This window comes from Streptomyces sp. NBC_01275, assembly GCF_026340655.1.
Lineage (GTDB): Bacteria > Actinomycetota > Actinomycetes > Streptomycetales > Streptomycetaceae > Streptomyces.
On sequence record NZ_JAPEOZ010000001.1, the window covers coordinates 4094136 to 4113766 of the forward strand.

At 74.9% G+C, this 19631-nt stretch carries 5 protein-coding genes; all 5 read right to left on the bottom strand.

Annotated features, from left to right (window positions below; genetic code table 11):
- From OG562_RS17870 to OG562_RS17890, 5 genes are read right to left on the bottom strand one after another with little or no spacing between them, the layout of a single operon-like run.
- Positions 1-2310 carry a penicillin acylase family protein gene (locus OG562_RS17870; RefSeq protein ID WP_266398795.1) on the bottom strand — a complete coding sequence of 770 codons (2310 nt, stop codon included), beginning with the start codon at positions 2308-2310 and terminating at the stop codon, positions 1-3.
- Positions 2307-8687, bottom strand: coding sequence for a non-ribosomal peptide synthetase (locus tag OG562_RS17875; RefSeq protein ID WP_266398796.1), 6381 nt, complete (start codon positions 8685-8687; stop codon positions 2307-2309). Before OG562_RS17875 ends, OG562_RS17870 begins: the two co-directional genes overlap by 4 nt.
- A complete protein-coding gene (locus OG562_RS17880) occupies positions 8684-12055 on the bottom strand; it encodes an amino acid adenylation domain-containing protein (protein WP_266398798.1) in 3372 nt (1123 codons plus the stop codon). Before OG562_RS17880 ends, OG562_RS17875 begins: the two co-directional genes overlap by 4 nt.
- Complete coding sequence (locus OG562_RS17885) at positions 12055-18450, bottom strand: non-ribosomal peptide synthetase (RefSeq protein WP_266398800.1); 6396 nt, start codon at positions 18448-18450, stop codon at positions 12055-12057. The genes OG562_RS17880 and OG562_RS17885 overlap by 1 nt, the downstream gene beginning before the upstream one ends.
- Entirely contained in the window at positions 18447-19631 is a 1185-nt protein-coding gene (locus OG562_RS17890) for a cytochrome P450 (protein WP_266398803.1), read from the bottom strand. The genes OG562_RS17885 and OG562_RS17890 overlap by 4 nt, the downstream gene beginning before the upstream one ends.

Below are 19631 nucleotides of genomic sequence, written 5' to 3' on the forward strand. Positions count from 1 at the left end.
TCAGCGGTCTGCCGGGGGGCGGAGCACATGGCCGCGGCCCGCACGGCGTGCTCGCGGCCGCAGCGGGGGCAGGCTCGCCCAGCGGGCGTGCCGGTCCGCGTAGTGCGGGCTCAGCGGGTGCCCGGACTGGCCGGCGGGCAGCTCGACGGTGACGAGGTCGTCCACCGTGACCACGACCCGGCCGGCCGCGCCGAACCCCGGGACGGCGGTGCGGACGCTGTGCAGCATCCCGGCTTGCGGACGGGGGCGGATGCCGAGCAGGGCATCCGCCCACGGCGCGAGAGCGGCGAGCGGATGTCTGAGGCCGACCCGGTTCAGGCGGCCCCATTTCTGCGGGCGTTCGCGCACAGCCGCCGCCACGCAGTCGGCGACGAAGCCGTCGACGTCGGTGGTCCCGGCGGGCAGCAGCGCGCAGTCGCGGGCGCCGAGGATCGCGAGCAGCGGTCGGTCGAGGTCGCGGAACGGGAAGCGGAACGCGGGTTCGTGCTCGCGGCAGACGGCGAGATACGGCGCCAGGACGCGCCCGGCGAGGACGTTGCGCAGTCGCACGAGGACGCCGAAGGCGCGGGATTCGGTCGCGGCGGTGCCGTCCCACTCCTCGAGCAGGGACCGGACGGGGTCGGTGGGCTGGAGCGCGGCGACCGCGAGGTCACGGTAGGGCAGGTACAGATCAGCGGCGATGTCGTGCTGCAGGGCGTGCATGCCCGCCGCGTCGTGCCGTTCGGCCGCGCCGAGGACCTCGCGGATGCGGCGAGCCCGATGGCCGGGGTCGAGGTCGAGGCCGATCCGGAACTCGTCCTCGGGCAGGGCGGCGTCGTTGGCCGAGACGAGGACGCCGTCGGCGGGATCCAGCGCCCGGGGGCGTTCCGGTCCGGTGAGGTGGCCGTCGGCGGGTTCGGTGCGCGGGGTCCCGGCCGGGCGGCGGGGCAGCAGACCCGTCGCCACGTGCGCCATCCGCTCCCGGTCGGTGACCAGGACGTTGAGGGCGACGCCGTGTGCGTCGTCGAGGACCGCGACGGCCTCGTCGACGTCGCCGGCGTGGGCGAGCCGGTGGAACCGCAGGTCGGCGGCGCGGGGGTCGTGCCCCGTCCAGCGGACGGCGATCGTCTCGCCGCACAGCGGGATGGGCGAGACCGGCATCGTGCCGTCGGTGGTGACGTCCACGGCGACCGGTCGGCGGCCACGGATGCGGACGTGCTCCGTCCTGGTGTGCAGGTCGTCCTGACCGGCGGGGACGAGGTCGAGCACGTCGGCGGTGAGGTTCGTGACGCCCCAGGCGATCCGCCCGTTGGTGCCGGTGAGGACGACCGGCAGGCCGGGGCTCGCCAGGCCGCGCAGCCGGGTGCCGGGCCAGGCGAGGTCGACCTCGTAGAGGACGTTGGGCACGCCGAACGCCAGGTGCAGGTCGCAGGCGAGCAGCGGCTCGTCTCCCGTGGCGATCCAGCAGTTGGAGCCGGGGACGGCGCCGTCGAGGGCGACGAGGTCGGGGGCTCCCGCCGCTCCGCGATGGCCCGCCAGACCGGCGGGCAGGGCCGCAGTCCCGCCGCCGGGCAGGAAGAAGTCGGCGACGGGTGCGGGCAGCGCGCGGCGCATGACCGCCTCCGCCCGCTTGGCGTCCTCGTTCCAGGACAGCGAGTGGGACAGCACGAGCGAGGTGAGCACGCTGTCCTCCACCTGCCACGGCTGCGGCCGGTAGGACAGGAACCGGCACTCGAACGGGGTCTCGTGCGCGAAGGCGGCGTTGACGCCGTCGGCGAACGCGGTCAGCAGCTCCCGCTCCGGCCCGGCGAGCTCCTCGGTCGCGGCGTGGGCCGCGGCGGCGAGCCCGAGGCGGCGGTACACGGTGTCCAACGGCAGGGCGGTGCGGCCCCACACCTCCGCGAGCCGGCCGCTTCCGGTACGGCGTACGAGGTCCAGCTGGAAGCCGCGGTCGCGCCCCATCGTGTAGCCGAGCGCGCGGACCGCGTCGTGGTAGGTCTGCGCGGTGATCCGGGTGACGCCGTCGTCGCCGCACTCGGCCCGCACCGGTGCGGTCAGCGTGGGCACCTCGACGTCGCCGGGGCAGCGGGGCGCGGAGTCCCTGAGGGCGCGCAGCATCCGTCGCTCAACTGCGACCCGGCCACAGTTGCGGTGCACATGGCCGGCGATCCCGACCGCGCCCGCGGCGAGCACGGCCGCCGACGCCCACGGCCAGGCGAGCACGGCGCCCGCGAGCAGCACGGTGGCCGCGCCCGCGGCGCCCACCACCCGGGCTGTGGGCAGCAGCCACAGGCGGCGCAGGCGCGGACGGCGAGCCTGGCACGTGGTCACGGGGCCTCCAGGAGGGCTGCGGCGGTGGTCCGTACGGCGGTCGTGATCGCGGCGAGCAGTTCGGCGGCCAGTTCCTTCGGCGTGGTCGCGGGCTTATAGCGCAGCTCGAACAGCAGTTCTCCGCCGGTGGGCGCGACGCCGAGGACGAAGTCGGACGCGGTGGCCACGACCTGGGCGCCGAGCACGTCGCGTGCGGACCGGTACGGCGCGAACACGAGGCCGTCGTCGGGTGCGACGGTGGCCGTCTCCTCCTGCGCGACGAGCATCGCCTCGAACACGGGGCCCGCGTCCGGGTGCCGGTCGCGGATCTCGGAGAGCACGTCCTCGAACGGCAGCTCCTGGTTCTCGAACGCGGCGACGCAGACCTCGCGGGCCTGCCGGCTGATCGCGACCGGATCGGCGTCGCCGAGCCGCATGCGCAGCACGACCGTGTTGGCGACGAGCCCCACGACCTCCTCCAGGCCCGGCTCGACGCGGTTGGCGAGCATGGTGGCGACGCGGACGTCGTCCTGGCCGCTCCACGCCCGCAGGGTCGCCGCGTACGCGCCGAGCACCAGCATGAAGTCGGTCATGGCGTGCTTGCGCGCCGCGGCTCGGACCGCGGCCACGTCGTCGGCCGAGAGCGTCGCCCTGGTCGACGCCGACCGCAGGCGCTGCACGAACGACGCCGTGCCCAGCTCGGCGAAGCGGCTGCCCGGGGCGCCGGCGAGCGCGGGCCACGGCGGGGTGAGCCGGTCGAGCCAGTACTCCCGCTGCCGTGCCGCCTCGCCGGTGGCGAGCCATGCGGCCCGGTCCTCGGCGAGCCAGCCGCTGCCGCGTGGGACCGGCCGGAGCGCGGGTGCGCCGTCGGCGGCGATCTCCCGGTAGATCCGGGCGGCGTCGGACAGCAGCAGCGTGAGCGACCAGCCGTCGCACACGATGTGGTGGATGTTCAGGAAGACGACGTGCCGGTCGGCGGCGAGCCGGTACACGACGACGCGCAGGAGCGGCGCCCGGTCGAGCGGCAGCGCCTCCCGCGCGGCGGCGGCCATGAGCTTCTCGCAGTGCCGGGCCGGGTGCTCGTGGGCCGTGAGGTCCTCGACGTCGACGGTGATCGTGACGTGCGGTTCGACCACCTGGACGGGGCCGTCGCCGGTGGCCTCGATCCGGGTGCGCAGCGCCTCGTGCCGGGTCGCCAGTTCGGCGAAGGTCCGGTGCAGGAGGGTGATGTCGAGCGGGCCGTCGGCGCGCAACGCGCCCGCCATTCCGAACAGTCCGACGCCGGGCAGTCGGTCGGCGATCTCCCACATCTGGCGTTGTGCGGGGGAGAGCGGGTAGCGGGCCGCCGTCTCGGAGACGGTGGGCAGCACGGCCGGCGGCGCCGACGCCGGCGCGGTGGCGTCGGCGAGAGCGTGCGCCAGGCCGGCGATCGTGGGCGCCGACATGAAGGCGCGCATCGACAGGGCGCCGTGGCGGGCCCGGAGCCGGCTGACCACCTGCATGGCGGTGAGCGAGTCGCCGCCCGCGTCGAAGAACGGCGTCGCCGCGTCGATGTCCGCGATGCCCAGCACCTCGGTCCAGACCTCGCGGATGCTCGCCTCCAGGGCCGCGCCGGCCGGCCTCGATCCCGGTCCCGGCAGCGGTCCCGGCGGCCGTGCCGGTGCCGGTGCCGAGGCGGCCGATCGCACGGTGGTCGCGGCGGCCGCCGCCAGGGCCGGGGCCGCGTCGGCCGCGTCGGCGGACCGGTCGGACGCCAGCAGCCGGGCCAGGTCGGCGATGCCGGGCAGCGGGGTGTCACTGAAGGGCCGCTCGGCGTCCTCGACGATCGCGGCGAGCGCCCTGCGGTGCACCTCCGCCCCCAACGCCATCGTGCTGTGCGGCAGCGCCGACGCGTCGTACTCCATCAACAGCCGCAGCTCGTGGGTGCGGACGTCGACGGTGAAGGCCGAGCTGTAGGCGTAGTGCGTGGACTCCAGCTCCTGCACGTCCAGCAGCTCCAGGCCGCCGGCGCCGACCATACGGCGGGTGTTGTGGTAGTCCGTGAAGTTGAAGCCGGAGTCGAACAGCGGCGCCGCGCCGTACCCGGCCTGGATCGCCGCGTTCGGGTACCAGCGGTGCCGCATCATCTCCTGTTCCTCCTCGTGCACGCGCACCGCCAGTTCCGCCCACGACCGGGCGCCCGGCGCGATCCGCAGGGGAAGCTGGTTGAGGAAGAGGCCGAGCACGCGGTCGGCGTCGGAGTCCTCGGGCCGGCACGCGAACACCATGCTGGTGGCCGCGTCGTCGGAGCCGGTCAGCCAGGACACGACCCGCAGGTGCGCGGCGCACAGCAGCGCCTTCACCGGCACGCCCAGCCGGGCGGCGACGGCCCGCAGGTCGCCGAGCCGGCCCGTGAGGTCCACGTGGAACTGCCGCATCACCGGCGCGCCCGACCGCTCCGGCGCGATCAGCCGGGCCGGTCCGGCGGTGCGCTCGGTCCAGAACTTCCGCTGCTCCTCGTCGGCGAGCGCCGCCCGTTCCAGCGCCACGTAGTCGCCGAACGTGGTGCGCGGGCGCGGCTGCGGGGCCGCCGTGCCCGTGTCGAGCAGCTCGCGGTACCGGGCGTGCAGGTCCTCGAAGAAGACGTTCACCGACCAGCCGTCGAGGACGGCGTGGTGGTGGGTGAAGATCAGCTGGTAGTCGTCCCCGGACGTGGTGAGCGCCACGAGCCGGAACGGGGCCGGCCGGGACAGGTCGAAGTCCTCGGCGATCTCGCGCGCCACGACCTGCCGGATCCGCTCCTCCTGGGCGTCGGCGTCGAGCCCGGTCAGCTCCTCGAACGTGAACGGCACGGCGACACCGGTGTGCACCCGCTGCACCGGGCCCAGCTCGCTTGCGAGGTCGAAGCTGGTGCGCAGCACCGGATGGGCGTCGGTGACGGCCTGCGCGGCCGCGCGGAAGGCGGCCGGGTCCAGTACGCCGCGCACCCGGTAGCTCAGCATGATGTGGTAGACGCGGGCGTCGGGCGCCATCTCCTGGTGGTACATCATCCCGGACTGCAGTGCGGTCATCGGGTAGGCGTCGACGACGTCCGGCGGGAAGGCGACGCCGGCCGGCAGCTCCGCGAACGGCTCGCGGACGGCGCGTTCGGCGTCGGCCTCGGCGGCTCGCGGCGCGAGAGCGGCGACCGTGGGCGCGGCGTACACGTCCCGCACGGTCAGGCCCAGGCCCCGGTCCTTGGCGAGACCCACCACGCGGATCGCGCGCATGGAGTCCCCGCCGGCGTCGAAGAAGTCGGTGCCGGTGTCGGCGGCGGGGTCGGCGAGCACCTCGCGGAACACCTCCAGCAGCAGGGCCTCGCGTCCGCCGGACGGGACGGCCCCCCGCCCGGTCGGCGTCGGCTCCGACGTCGTGGCCCCGGCCGCGGCCGCGGCGGCGACGACGGCCGCGCGGTCGAGCTTTCCGTTGTTGGTCAGCGGAAGGTCGTCGACCACCACGACGGTGCGCGGCACCATGTAGCGGGGCAGCGTCGAGCGCACCGCCGCCAGCAGCTCCGCCGGGTCGGGCGTGGCGCCGCCCTCGGGGACGACGACGGCCACGAGGTGCGCGCCGCTGCTGTCCGTCGTGACCGCCGCGCCGGCCGCGGTGACCCCGGGCCGGGCGGAGAGCGCCGCCTCGATCTCGGCGAGCTCCACCCGGAAGCCGTTGACCTGCACCTGCTGGTCGCGGCGGCCGAGGTAGGCCAGGGTGGTGCCGTTGCGCCGGGCGAGGTCGCCGGAGCGGTACATGCGGGCGCCCGGCACCTCGCTGAAGGGGTCCGGCAGGAACCGCAGGGCGGTCTCCCGCGGGCGGCCGAGGTAGCCGTCGCTGACCTGCGGGCCGCCGACGTAGATCTCGCCGACGCAGCGGTCGGCGACCGGTGCGCCGTCGTCGCGCAGCACGTGCAGCGCGGTGCCGGGCAGCGGCGTGCCGATGTCGGACTCCGCGGTCCGGGTGTCCTCGGGCCGCAGCCGGCGCCATGAGGCGTGCACCGTCGTCTCGGTGATCCCGTACATGTTGACGAGCTGGGTCCGGTGCCCGACCTCCTCGTACCAGCGCTCGACGAGCGTCCGGTCCAGGGCCTCGCCCGCGAACAGCACGTACCGGATGTGCTCGGTGGCGTCGGGCCGGGCGGCGAGTGCGGGCAGCATCACGGTCAGCGCGGACGGGGTCTGGCTGAGCACAGTCACCTGCTCGCGGGCGCACAGCTCGGCGAACTCCTCCGGCTCCCACGTGGTCAGCCGCGGCACCACGACGAGCCGGCCGCCGTGCACCAGGCAGCCGAACATCTCGTACATCGACACGTCGAACGAGCAGGCGTGGAAGAGGGTCCACACGTCGTCGGGGCCGAGGCCGTAGCCGTCGGCGGTCGCGTCGAGCAGGCTCAGCACGTTGCGGTGGGTGACCCGCACGCCCTTGGGCCGGCCGGTGGAACCGGACGTGTAGATCACGTACGCGGCGGTGTGCGCGGGCACGTGGGCGAGCGGCGCCTTCGCCGGGGCGCCCACGAGTTCGGCGAGGCCGGCCCGTTCCCCCGGCACGGCGTCGTCGTCGGTGACGGTGAGCCGGGCGCCCGAGTCGCTGAGGATGTCGGTGACGCGTGCCGTCGGCCAGGACTCGTGCAGCACGAGGCATGCCCCGCCCGAGGCCATCACTCCGATGATGGCGACGACGAGGTCGAGACCGCGCGGCAGCGAGATGGCCACGACGTCCCCGGCCCCGATGCCGCGAGCGCGCAGGGCCCCCGCGGTCGCCTCGATCCGCGCCCACAGGTCGGCGTAGGACAGGACGCCCTCGGGCGCGGTGACGGCGATCGCGTCCCCGCGTGTGCGGGCCGTCACCGCCAGTCGACCGGTCAGCGACTCGTCGGCGCGCGGCGACCGAGCGGGCGCGGCGACGGCGCCCGGGGCGGCCGCCCCGAACGGTTCCGCGGCGAGCGTCGTGACCGGGGCGGCCGGGTCGGCGCCGGCCGCCGTGAGCACGGTGAGGACGGTGCCGGCGATGGCCTCGACGTCCGCGTCGGCCACGGCCCGGCGGTCCGCCTCGACGTACAGGGCGAGCGTGTCGCCCTCGTCGCGGACCAGGAAGTTCAGGCCGTACTTGGCACCGACCTGCGCCACCTCGACGTGCTCGATCGCAAGGCCCGGGAACTCGGGTGCGGACAGCGTGGTGCCGAGGTCGGTGACGATGACGTTGAACGCCGAGCGGGAGGCCGCGACGTCCTCGGGCACGGGCGCGTGGCGGACGGCGCCCAGGACCGCCGACCGGGTGCGGCGCACCAGCTCGGAGAAGGGGGCGGGGCCGGCGTCGAGCCGGACCGGCACCATGTCGAGCAGCAGACCGACGACCCGTTCCAGGCCGGTGCGGTCGCGGCGGGAGACCGGCATGCCGACGACCAGGTCCTCGCGCCCGGTGTAGCGGGACAGCGCGACCGCGACGGCGGTGGAGACCACGGTGAAGACGCCGGAGCGAGCCTGTTCGGCGATCCGCCGCACGGCGGCGGTGGTGTCGGCGGGCACGACCACGCGGTGGGCGTGGCCACGCTCGCCTTCGGCACCGTCGAGCGGCGGGGGCAGCGGGAGTGCGCCCAGCGACGCGTCGTCGAACTGCTCCCGCCAGTACCGGCGGGAGGCGGCGACATCGGCGTGGGCGACCCGGTCGGCCTCCCAGCGGGCGAAGTCGGCCACGGCGACGGCGTCGCCGGAGGGCGGCGGCTCCTGCCCAGCGACCCGGCTGCCGTAGCAGCGCGCCAGGTCGTCCAGGAGCGGGCCGAACGACGAACCGTCGGCGATCACGTGGTGCAGCACGAAGAAGAAGACGTGGTCCTGCGGCGCGAGCCGGAACAGGCGCATCAGCACCGGCGGGGCCGTGTCCAGGGCCAGCGGCAGGTCGGCGAGGCGCGCGCACTCGGCAAGGCACGCGTCCATGCCGGCGGCGTCGGCCACCGTCAGCGGGGGCTCCACCGACGACAGGATCCGCTGCTGCGGCTCGCCGTCCGTCACCGGGAAGACGGTGCGCAGCGAGGGGTGCCGCTCGTGCAGGTCCCGCAGCGCCGTGACGAACGCGTCCCGGTCGAGCGGGCCGCGCAGTCGGAGCGCCCCGCACAGGTTGTAGGTGCCGTCCTCGGCGAAGTACGAGGTGGCCCACAGCGAGCGCTGTGCGGCGGTCAACGGCCCGGTGTCCCCTCCGGGCGCCGGGGGCCATGTCAGCCCCTCGCGCCGGCCGATCAGGCCGACGAGGTCCTCACGGTGCCGCTTCATCTCCGCCAGCAGCTCGGACGGCAGTTCCTCGCCCGGGCTGAGGTAGCGGAGCCGGCCGTCGGCGAGGGTCAGGGCCACGCCGCGGTCGTCCAGGCGACGCAGCACCTCCAGCGCGCTCACAGCTCTCCCTCGAACACCGGCTCGGCGGCCGGGCGCTCGGCCCGCAGGCGGTCCAGCTCGGCGGCGACGTCCTCGACCGTGCTCAGGTCGAAGAAGTCCTCGAGCGCCAGCTCGACGCCGGTCTCCTCGGTGAGCCGGTAGACCACCTGCATCGCGGTGAGCGAGTCGCCGCCCACGGCGAAGAAGTCCTGGTCGACGGCCACCGTGTCGAGCTCCAGCAGCTCACGCCAGACCTCGGCGACCTGATCCTGTGTCGACACCTTCATCACCTTTCGCCGAGAGTTCAGTACCGCGTCGGGGTCGGCCGCGCTCGCGCGCAGCACGTCGGCCATCGCCTCCGCCCAGGTCGCGACGGTCGCGGAGTCGAGCGTCTCCGGCCAGAACAGGACCTCCAGCCGCAGCTCGTCGGCCTCGCCGGAGACGTCGATCGTCAAGTCCAGGTCCATGACGGGATCTGCCAGCTCGCGCGGCACGACCTGAAGGTCTCCGAGCCGCATCCCGGTGCGCCACGCGCTCTGGTGGGTGACCTTCACCTGGAACAGCGGGAAGCGGCCCGCCTGGCGGGGCGGGTTCACCGCCGCGACCAGCTTGTGGAACGGGAGCCGGTCGTGTTCCTGCGCGCCGAGCACCTGCCGCCTGGCCAGGTCGAGCAGGTCGCCGAAGGCCGGCAGCGCTCCACCGGGCGCGAGCCGGACCGGCAGCTGGTTGACGAACGTGCCCATCAGCTCCTCGCTGCCGGGCCACGAGCGGTTCACCGAGTCGATGCCGAGCACCAGGTCGGTCGTCGCGGTCGCCTCCCGCAGCACGACGTACGCGGCGGCCATGACCGCCATGAACGGCGTCGCGCCGCGGGTCCGGGCGGCTTCGGCGAGGGCCTTGGTCTCCTCCGCCGTGAGGCGGGTGACCACGTGGTCGGTCACGAAGGTCGGCTTGGCCGGCCGGGGGCGGTCGAGCGGGAGGTCGATCGCCTCCGGCATGCCCGCCAGCTGTCCGGTCCAGTAGCGCGTGCACTCCTCGGCGTCCGGGCCCGCCAGCCACTCGCGTTCGGCGGCCACGTACTGGCCGTACGAGGCGCGGGGCAGCGTCACCTCGGTGTCGCCGGCCAGCGCCCGCTCGTAGTGCTCGGCGATGTCGCGCTTGAGCACCTCCAGGGACCAGCCGTCGGCGACCAGGTGGTGCAGGGCGACGGTGAGGACGTGGTGGTCGTCGGCGACCCGCTCCAACCGGACCTTGGTGAGCGGCGGTTCAAGGGTGCGGGCGGAGATCTCGAACTCGCCCGAGGCGCCCGTCTCCAGGGCGATCTCGGCCTCGGGCCATACGACGGCCTTCGGGACGCCGCGCTCCTGGGTGAAGACGGTGCGCAGCGGCTCGTGCCGGGCGACGACCGCCTTCAGCGCGTGCCGCAGCGCGTCCTCGTCGAGCGGCCCGTGCAGGTCGAGCGAGAGGATCAGCAGGTTGGGCGCCTTCCGGCGGTGCAGCTGCTCGGAGAACCACAGCCCCTCCTGCCCGGACGAGAGGGCGCCCACCGCGCGCGGTTCCGCGGGGGCGACCACGGGTTCCGCGGCCTTGATCGCGGCGAGGAGGCCCCGTGGAGTCGGGCGGGACAGGAACGCCGGCAGGGACGTGCCCTCCGCGACGAACCGGGCGCGGGCGCCGATGACCAGGGTCATCGCAAGCAGCGAGTCGCCGCCCGCGGCGAAGAAGTCGTCGTCCGGGCCGATCGCGGCCACGCCGAGGGTCTCGGCGACCAGGTCGCGCACCGCGTCCAGGTCGGTGGACCGGGCACCGGTGGCCGGAGCGGGGTCCGCGGACGTGTCCTCGGAGGTGTCCTCGGCGCACCGGCCCTCCAGGGCCCGGTGGTCGGTCTTTCCCGAGGTGTTGACCGGCAGCCGGTCGAGCACGGTCACGTCGTGCGGGACGAGGTAGTGCGGGGCGCCGGCGCGCACGGCGGCGGCCACGTCCGTCGGCGCGTCGAGGGTCACGAACGCCCGCAGCCGGCCGCGGGTGAACACGCAAGCGGCGGAGCGTACGCCGGACACCCGCAGCAGCTCGGCCTCCACGTCGCCCAACTCGACCCGGTGGCCCCGGATCTTGACCTGGCGGTCGCGGCGGCCGTGGAAGTCGATGGTGCCGTCGGCGGCGCGGCTCACCCGGTCGGCGGTGCGGTACAGCCGGGCGCCGGGCGTGCCGGACAGGCCGTCGGGGACGAAGGTGAGCGCGGTGCGCACCGGGTCGCCGATATAGCCGCGGCCGACGCCGGCGCCGCCGACCAGCAGTTCGCCCTCGGTGCCGGCCGGCGCCTCGCGGCCCTGCGCATCCACCACGTACAGACGGGTGTTGAGTACCTCCCGGCCGATCGACGGCCAGGGCCGGGCGGCGCTCTCGGCCGCGGTCACCACATGGTGGGTGACGTCGTCGGAGCACTCGGTGGGGCCGTAGGCGTTGACGATCGGGACGTCGGGGCAGTGCTCGTACCAGCGCTGGGCGATCGCCCCGGGCAGCGCCTCCCCGGTGGCGACGAGGTACCGCAGCGAGGACAGCCCGGCCCGCAGGTCGTCGTCGAGCTGCGCGGTGAGCACGGCGAGGAACGACGGGACGATCTCGAGGACGGTCACCCCGTGCCGGCGGACCCACGCCACCAGTTCGGCGGGCTCGGAGATGTTGCGGGGCGAGGCCACCGCGGTCCGGGCGCCGATGGTGAGCGCGGTGAGGGTCTGCCACACCGAGATGTCGAAGGACAGCGGCGCGGTGAGACCGATGACGTCGGCCGGTCCGAGCCCCAGGTCCGCGATCTTGGCCGCCATGTGGTTGTCCATGCCGCCGTCGGCGACCATCGCGCCCTTGGGCGTGCCGGTGGACCCGGACGTGAAGATCACGTATGCGAGGCCGTCGCGCGGCCGGTCCGGCACCGCGCCGGAGTCCGGCCGCGGCCCCGGCTTCGCGGGCTCGTTCCCGGGCTCCGCGGCGGCGACGAGCACGCTCGGCTCGCGGTCGAGACCGGCCACGACCCGGGCGGCGAACTCCTCGTGCCCCGGTTCGACGAGCAGGGCCCGCACATCGGCGTCGGCACACATCCGGCGGGCGCGCCGCTCCGGCACGCCCGGCTCCACCGGCACGAAGGCCGCGCCGGCGAGCAGGACTCCGAGCACCATGGCGACGTAGCCGGGGCCGCGGTCGGCGACCAGCGCCACCACGGTCTCCCGGCCGGCGCCGGCCGCCCGCAGCGCTGCAGCGTGCCGGCGGGCCAGCGCGTCCAGTTCCGCGTACCCGTGGGTGACGCCGTCGGCGACCACGGCGGGCGCGTCGGGGTGCTCCCGTAGGAACGAGGAGAACCGGGCAAGGACGGGGCTCACGATCGGTTCGGGCATCATCGGGTCCTCTCCACCACGTCGCTCACGGGAACCAGCTCGGCCAGGGTCGCCGCGTCGGCACCGACCAGCGCGCGCACCGTTTCGCGCATCCGGTGGGCCAGCTCCTCCACGCCCGCCGCGTCGAAGCGGCCGGTCCGGTAGCGGTAGGCCACCTGGTAGCCGCCGTCCTGCTCCTCGATGTCGACCAGCAGCGGGTAGGGGGCGGCAGCGGTGTCCAGGTCGGTCGTCTCCACGTCGAGTCCCGTCAGTTCGACGGGCCGGGAGGGCGGCTGCATCACGAGCATCACGTCGAACGGCGAACCGTCCCCGCCTGCGGCCGGGGTGAGCAGCGGCGCCAGCTCCTGGAAGGGCACGTTCGCGGACCGGTAGGCCCGCAGGGCACCGGCTCGTACGGCGGCCAGCGCCTCGGCCGACGAGTCGGCCGGGGACAGGTCCACGGCCAGCACCGAGACGTTCAGCAGCGGGCCGACGACCCGCCGCCACTCGGGCCGGTCACGCTGGGCGATCAGCGTGCCGAACATGATCTGCTCGCGCTCGGACGCCCCGCTGTGGGTGAGCGCGGCCAGCGCGGTCGCGAACACCATGTAGGGGGTGGCGCCGGTGCGGCCGGCGAGGTCGCGCACCGCCCCGGCCAGGCCGGCGTCGTAGGCGTCGGTGTGCTTGGCCGACGTCTCCTCGCCCGGCGCGCCCGGCACGGCCCGGTCCGGCAGCGGGGACCGCCGGGCCGGGCGGCCCGCCACGTCCCGCCACAGGGCGGCCGTCTCGCTGCGGTCGCGCCGGTCCCGCCAGGCCCGTTCGTCGTGGCAGTAGTCCGCGAACCCGTAGTCGGCCGCCGGGGGCGTCCGCCGGTTGTAGCGGTCGGCCAGGTCGCGCAGGAACACGGTGACGGACCAGCCGTCGCACACGATGTGGTCGATGTTGATGAACAGGCCCCAGTCCCGTTCCCCGAGCTGTGCGAGCAGCGCGCGGAACGGCAACTCCTCGCGCAGGTCGGTGACGACCGCGGCCTCGTCCTCGACCAGCCGGTCGAAGACCGCGTCGCCCAGCTGGGCCACCGGGCCGCGCAGGTCCAGGCGGGCGAGGTCGAACTCCTCGACCGGGCGGGCGGTCCAGGTGAGTTCGCCGCCGTCGGCAGCGAACCGGGCCAGCAGCACGGGGTGCGCGGCCAGGGTCTCGCGCAGCGCCGCCTCCAGCGCCTCCTCGTCCAGGTCGCCGCGCAGCCGCAGCACCCCGGGCATGTTGTACGTCGGGGAGTCGGGGTCGATCTCGCGCAGGAACCAGAAGCGCTGCTGTGCGGCGCTGGCGGGGACCGGCCGGGCCGGGTCGGCGGGGGTCCGGTCCGGCGCCCGGTCGGCGGTCGCGGGGTCGGCCGCGCGCACGGCGCCGACGAAGTCGCGCAGCCGCGGGTGGGCGAACACGACGTCGACCACCAGTCGCACGTCGAGCAGCGCGTTGACCCGGTCGATCATGGCGAGCGCGAGCAGGGAGTGGCCGCCGAGCTGGAAGAAGCTGTCGTCCCAGCCGATCGTGTCGAGCTCCAGCAGGTCCGTCCACAGGGTCCGGACGGTCGCGGCGAGCGGGTCGTCCAACTCGGCCGTGGCCCGGGTGGCCGCCGGCGCCGTGAACGACAGCGACCGGTAGTCCACCTTCCCGTTCTTGGACCGGGGCAGCAGGCCGAGCTCGGCGATGATCGTCGGGATCATGTGCCGGGGCAGCAGGTCGGCGAGGACGGCGCGGAACCGCTCGTCCTCGTCGAGGTCGAGCACCGCCGCCGGGCCCTTCGGCCCGCCGGGGCGGGACACGTACCCGACGAGCGAGGCGCCCGCCGGCCCGTGGTGGACCTTCACCGCGGCCTCGACGACGCCGGGGCACCGGCGCAGCGCGGCCTCGACCTCGCCGACCTCGATCCGCTGGCCGCGGATCTTGATCTGGGTGTCGGCGCGCCCCAGGAACTCCAGGGCGCCGTCGGCGTCGACGCGGCCGAGATCGCCGGTGCGGTAGAGCCGCCCGCCGGGGGCGACCGCGTACGGGTCCGGCACGAACATCTCGGCGGTCCGCCTCGGGTTGCCCCGGTAGCCGCGGCCGACCGCGCCGCCGCCGACGTGCAGCAGGCCGACCACTCCGGGCGGCGCCGGCTGCAGGTGCTCGTCGAGGACGTGCACGGCGGTGTTGGCGAGCGGCCGGCCGACCGCGTTGGTCATCGGCGCGTCGGGGCCGGTCGCGCACAGCCCCGCGGTGACGTCGTCGGTGCACTCGGCCGGACCGTAGGCGTTGTGCAGGGGGATGCCGGGCAGCTCCCGTACCCAGCGCCGCAGCACGTCGTGGGTGAGGGACTCGCCCGTCGACAGCATCACCCGCAGTGCGCCGGGGGTCGCGGCGAGGCCGGCGTCGAGCAGGGCCACGATGTTGGACGGCACCAGCTCCAGCTTGGTCACGCCGCCGTCGACGACGGCCTTCAGCAGACTCGCGGGCGACTGCGAGTCCGGCTCGGGCACGATCCGCACCCGGGCGCCGATCATCAGCGGGGTCAGCAGCTGCCACACGGAGATGTCGAAGGAGACCGGGGCGGTCTGGGCCACGCAGTCGTGCTCGGTGAGCCCGAAGTGCTCGACCATCTGCCACATGTGGTTGGTGACGCCGTAGTTGGTGGAGACGGCGGCCTTGGGAACACCGGTGGAGCCGGAGGTGTGGATGATCGTCGAGGTGGCGTGGTCGTGGCAGAGCCGCGGCGGCCGGGCTTCGACGGCGCCGGAGACCAGCTCGGCGAGGTCGAACACCTCGCGGTCGCCGAACAGGTGGCGGCCCGAGGGGCCGGCGATGATCGCGGCCGGCTCGACCGCGTCGACCATCGCCTCGGCGCGCCGGGGCGCCTCGCGGGGGCTGACGGGCACGTAGGCGCCGTCGGCCTTGTGCAGGCCCACCAACGCCACCAGGTAGTCGGCGGACCGGTCCGCGCTCAGCACGACGGTGCGGTCCGTGGCCACGCCGGCGGCCCGCAGCCGCTTCGCCACGTGGTTGGCGCGGGCGTCCAGTTCGGCGTAGGTCAGCCGGACCCGGCCGTCGTCGACGGCGACGCTGTCGGGGGTACGGTCGGCCCAGCGTTCGAAGGAGTCGAGGTAGTTCTCCGGGCGCGGCACGTCGGGGCCGATCCCCCGGGCGATCAGCGCGGCGGCTTCGTCCTCGGCCAGCAGCGGCAGCGGGCCGGTCGTCCCGGCGCCGATCCCGGCGAGCAGCACGGGCAGGGTCCGGGCCACCAGCTCGGCCTGGTCGCGGGAGACCTTGGCGCGGTCGTACTGGAGCTGGAAGTCCAGCACGTCGTCGCGGATCGCCACGTTCAGGCCGAGGTCGGACTGCGTGGTGTGGTCGGGGACCGAGTGACCGTGCAGGGTGACGGCGCCCGCCGGCAGCTCAGCCCGCTCGTCCCCGGTGACGATGCCGGCCGCGCCGGGCAGGGACGCCGTGTAGCAGGTGAACATGGCCTGGAAGATCGTGGCCTTCGCGGTGTCGCGGTCGGGGTTGACCAGCCGCACGATGTCGGACAACGGCGTGTCCGCGTGGTCCAGCACGTCGAGGACGCGGCGGTGGGTGGCGGCGGCGAACTCGGCGAACGGCGTCTCGGGGCGGTACGCGGAGCGCACCGGCGCCACGTTGACGAGGTAGCCGACCCACTCGGCCAGGGTCCGGTCGGTGCGGCCCGCGGTGGGCACGCCGACGATCAGATCGGGCTGGCCCGACAGCCGGTGCAGCAGCACCTGGTAGGCGGCGAGCAGCAGGTTGTGCAGGGTCAGCCCGTGCTCGCGGGCGTATCCGGCCAGCGTGGCGCCGGGCACCTGGAAGGCGAGGGACTCGCGGGGCGCGCCGGCCTCGGGCAGGCCGGGGCCGGGCGAGGTGAGGGTGGGCGGGGTGAGGGTGGGCAGGGTGAGGGTGGGGAGTTCGCCGTCGAGTTCGGCCCGCCAGAAGTCACTGTGGTCGCGGGGCGCGGCCGGGGCGGGCGCCGGGCGGGGGGCCGCCTGTTCGCCGCGCAGTTCGGCGGCCAGGTCGGCCACGACGATCGCGAAGGACGACACGTCGCACACGATGTGGTGCAGGGACAACGCGAACAGCCAGTCGCCCTCGCGGCGCAGCAGCGCGGCCCGCAGCGGGGTACCGGAGCCGAGGTCGAACGGGCGGGTCGCGAGGTCGCGGTACCAGGCGGCCACCCGCTCGGCGGGCCAGGCGCGTGCGTCGGCGACCTCGACGTCGGGGGCGGTCGTGTCGCGCACCTCGGCGTGCGGGGCGCCGTCGCGCGTGGTGATCGCCAGGCGCAGGCTCGGGTGGCGGGCGGCCACGGCGCGCAGCGCGGCGTGGAAGGCGTCGGGGTCGACGGTCCCGGTGACACGGAACGCACGCGTCACGTTGTAGTCGCCGCCGTCCGGCCCGGCCCGGTGCAGGAACCACAGGGCGCGCTGGGCGGGGTTGAGCACATGGCCGCCGGTCGCGGCGACGGGAGCGGCCGGCGCGGTGGCGTCGGCGGAGCTCGCCGCGGCGGCGAGCTCGGCGATCGATTCCGCCCGCAGGGCCGCGGTGGGCGCCAGCTCGACCTCGAGCGCCTCCTCCAGGTGGTGGCGCAGCCGCACCGCGGTCAGCGAGTCGGCGCCGAGGTCGGCGAGGCGGGCGTCGGCCGACGGCGGCTCGGGCAGGCCGAGCAGGGCCCCGATGTGAAGGCGCAGCGCGTCCGTCAGGGAGTGGCCCGTCAGCAGGTCCGTGAGCGAGGAGGTGCGTCCGCTGAGCGTGTCGTCGAGCAGGACGGGCAGGTCGCCGTCGAGGTGCCGGCGCCGGGCGGCGTAGCGCTGGACCTTGCCGCTGGAGGTCTTGGTGATGGTGCCGGGCGGCACGATCAGGACGGTGCGGGCGGTGACGCCGTGGACCCGCGACAGCGTGGCCCGCACCCGCGCGGCGATCTCGGGGTACCGCTCGGGCGGGGTGTGCGCGCCCACCTCCTGGCACACCACGACCGCTTCGTCGCCGTCGTGCTCGACGCCGAAGACGGCGCACCGGCCGGGCCGGACGTCCGGGTGGCAGACGCCGGCGTCGGCCTCCAGGTCCTCGGGGTAGACGTTGCGTCCGCGCTGGACGACGAGGTCCTTGGCACGGCCCACCACGAACAGCTCGTCGCCGTCGCGGAAGCCGAGGTCTCCGGTGCGCAGGAAGGTCCCGAAGGTCTGCCCGCCCCAGTAGCCGGCGCCGTTGCTGTCGCCGGCGACGGCGATCTCGCCGACCTGTCCGGCGGCGCGTTCGGTGTCGCCGTCGCGGTCGAGCACCCGCACGTCGGCGTGGTCGGGCAGCCGGTAGGCGGTCAGCTCCCGGCCGTCGTCGAAGGTACGGGAGGCGGTGGGCGCGCCGGTGGTGACGAGCAGGGTCGCCTCGGCGAGGCCGTAGCAGGGCAGATGCGCCTGGGGCCGGAAGCCGGTGTCGCGGAAGGCCTCGGTGAAGGCGCGCAGGGTGCGGGGGTAGACCTGGGCCGCGCCGTTGAACGCGACGCGCCAGCCGGACAGGTCGAGCCCGGCCTTCTCCTCCTCGGTCACCTTGCGCACGCACAGGTCGTAGGCGAAGTTGGGGCCGCCGCTGATGTCGGCGCCCTCCGCGCTGACGGTCTCCAGCCAGCTCGCCGGGCGCCGGATGAACGACAGCGGGTCGAGGACGACGCCCTTGGCGCCGGTGTACAGGGGCTGGAGCATCGCGCCGATGAGGCCCATGTCGTGGTGGAGGGGCAGCCAGCTGACGATCGTGGAGTCCGCCGTGACGCCGAACGACCGCTGGATGGCGGCCTCGTTGTGCATCAGCGCGCCGTGGGTCACGACGACGCCGCGGGGCGTGCTGGTGGAGCCGGAGGTGTACTGGAGGAAGGCGACGTCGGCGGCGGCCGCGAGCGGCAGGTCCGTGCCGTCGTCGCCGGTGACGGGCTCGATCAGGTCGGCGAGCAGCCAGTCGTGGGCCGCGGCGAACGCGCGCAGCTCCGGGTCGTCGCCGGCGGCGGCCAGGTCCCGGACGAACGACAGGGACACCACGAGCGACACGTCGCAGTCCCGGGCCACGTTCAGCACCCGTCGCCGGGAGCCCTCGTCGATCGGCAGCGGCACGGGCACGGCGATCACGCCCGCGGCGAGGCAGCCGAGGAAGGCGGGCGCGAACTCCGGCGCGGTCGGGAACAGCAGCAGCACGCGCGCGCCGGGCGGCACCCTCTCGGCGAGGGCGCGGGCCACGGCCAGCGACCGGCCCCACAGCTGCCCGTAGGTCAGGTCGACGCGCGGGCCGCCGCCGACCGGCGCGATCGACAGCGCCGGCTTCTCGGTCGAGTCCTGCGCATGTTCGGCGAGCCGTGCGATCAGCCCGCCCGGGACGAACCCGGTCATTGCTTTTCCTTCCATGTGAACCGGACGGTCGCCTCGCTCGCGCCGAACATGAGCCGCGGGTCGAGCAGGCGGGTGCCGGCCGGGTCGATCGCGAAGTCCAGGGTGGAGTCGAGCAGTTCACGCAAGGCGATGCGGATCTCCAGGCGCGCCAGCGGCGCGCCCAGGCAGTAGTGGATGCCGTGGCCGAAGGCGATGTGTGGGTTGTGCGAGCGCTCGATGTCGAACACATGCGGGTTCTCGAAGACCCGCGGGTCGCGGTTGGCGGCCGCGATCCACACCGACACCGACTGCCCGGCGGGGATCTCGTGCCCGCCGATCACGACGTCCCGGACGGTCCTGCGTTCCACCCGGGTGGTCTCCGAGCGGTACCGCATGACCTCGTCGATGGCCGAGTCCAGGAGTTCGGGCCGGGCCCGCAGCGCGGCGACGGCCTCCGGGTGCCGTCCGAGGACGATCATCGCGTTCACGAGGGTGATGGTCGCGGCCTGCCCGGTGGACATCAGCAGCGCGACCAGCCCGGCTATCTCGTCGTCGCCGAGGCGCTCGCCGTCGATCTCGGCCGCGATGAGCTTGCTGGTCAGGTCGTCGGTGGGGGCGGCGCGCCGCTGGGCGACGAACCGGTGCAGATACGCCTCGGCGACCTGGGTCAGGGTGAGGACCTTCTGCAGGCCGTTGCCCTCGGCGCTCGGGTCGGCGAGCGCCAGGAGACTCCTCGACCACTGCTGGAACAGCTGCTGCCCCTTGTCGGGAATGCCGAGCATCCGGGCGATGACCGTGGCGACGACCGGTGAGGCGAACTCCCGCACATAGGCCGCCTCGGGCCGGCCCCGCAGGCCGGCGAGGAGGGTCTCGACGGTCTCGCGGACCATCGGTTCGAGCCCGGCGACCCAGCGGGGGGTGAAGGCCTGGCTCACCAGTCCCCGCAGGTTGCGGTGGCGGGGCGGGTCCATCCAGGTGAGGTTGCCCGTGCGGTAGAGGCGCATCGGCGAGTCGTCTGACATGGGCCGCACCACGGCGTTGGAGAAGGCGCCGTGCTGGGCGAGCACCTCCTTGACCTCCGGGTAGCCGAAGACGTGCCAGCCTCCGTTGCCCGGGGCCCGGGTGACCGGGTCGCGGGCGCGCAGCCAGTCGGTCAGTTCGGCCTCGTCGGCCGGCGGCGGCGTCCACACGCTCGTCGTCAC

Excerpts from the sequence above, each read along its gene's own strand:
- OG562_RS17880 (WP_266398798.1), bottom strand. The coding sequence starts at position 12,055 with ATGCCCGAACCGATCGTGAGCCCCGTCCTTGCCCGGTTCTCCTCGTTC.
- OG562_RS17885 (WP_266398800.1), bottom strand. The coding sequence starts at position 18,450 with ATGACCGGGTTCGTCCCGGGCGGGCTGATCGCACGGCTCGCCGAACAT.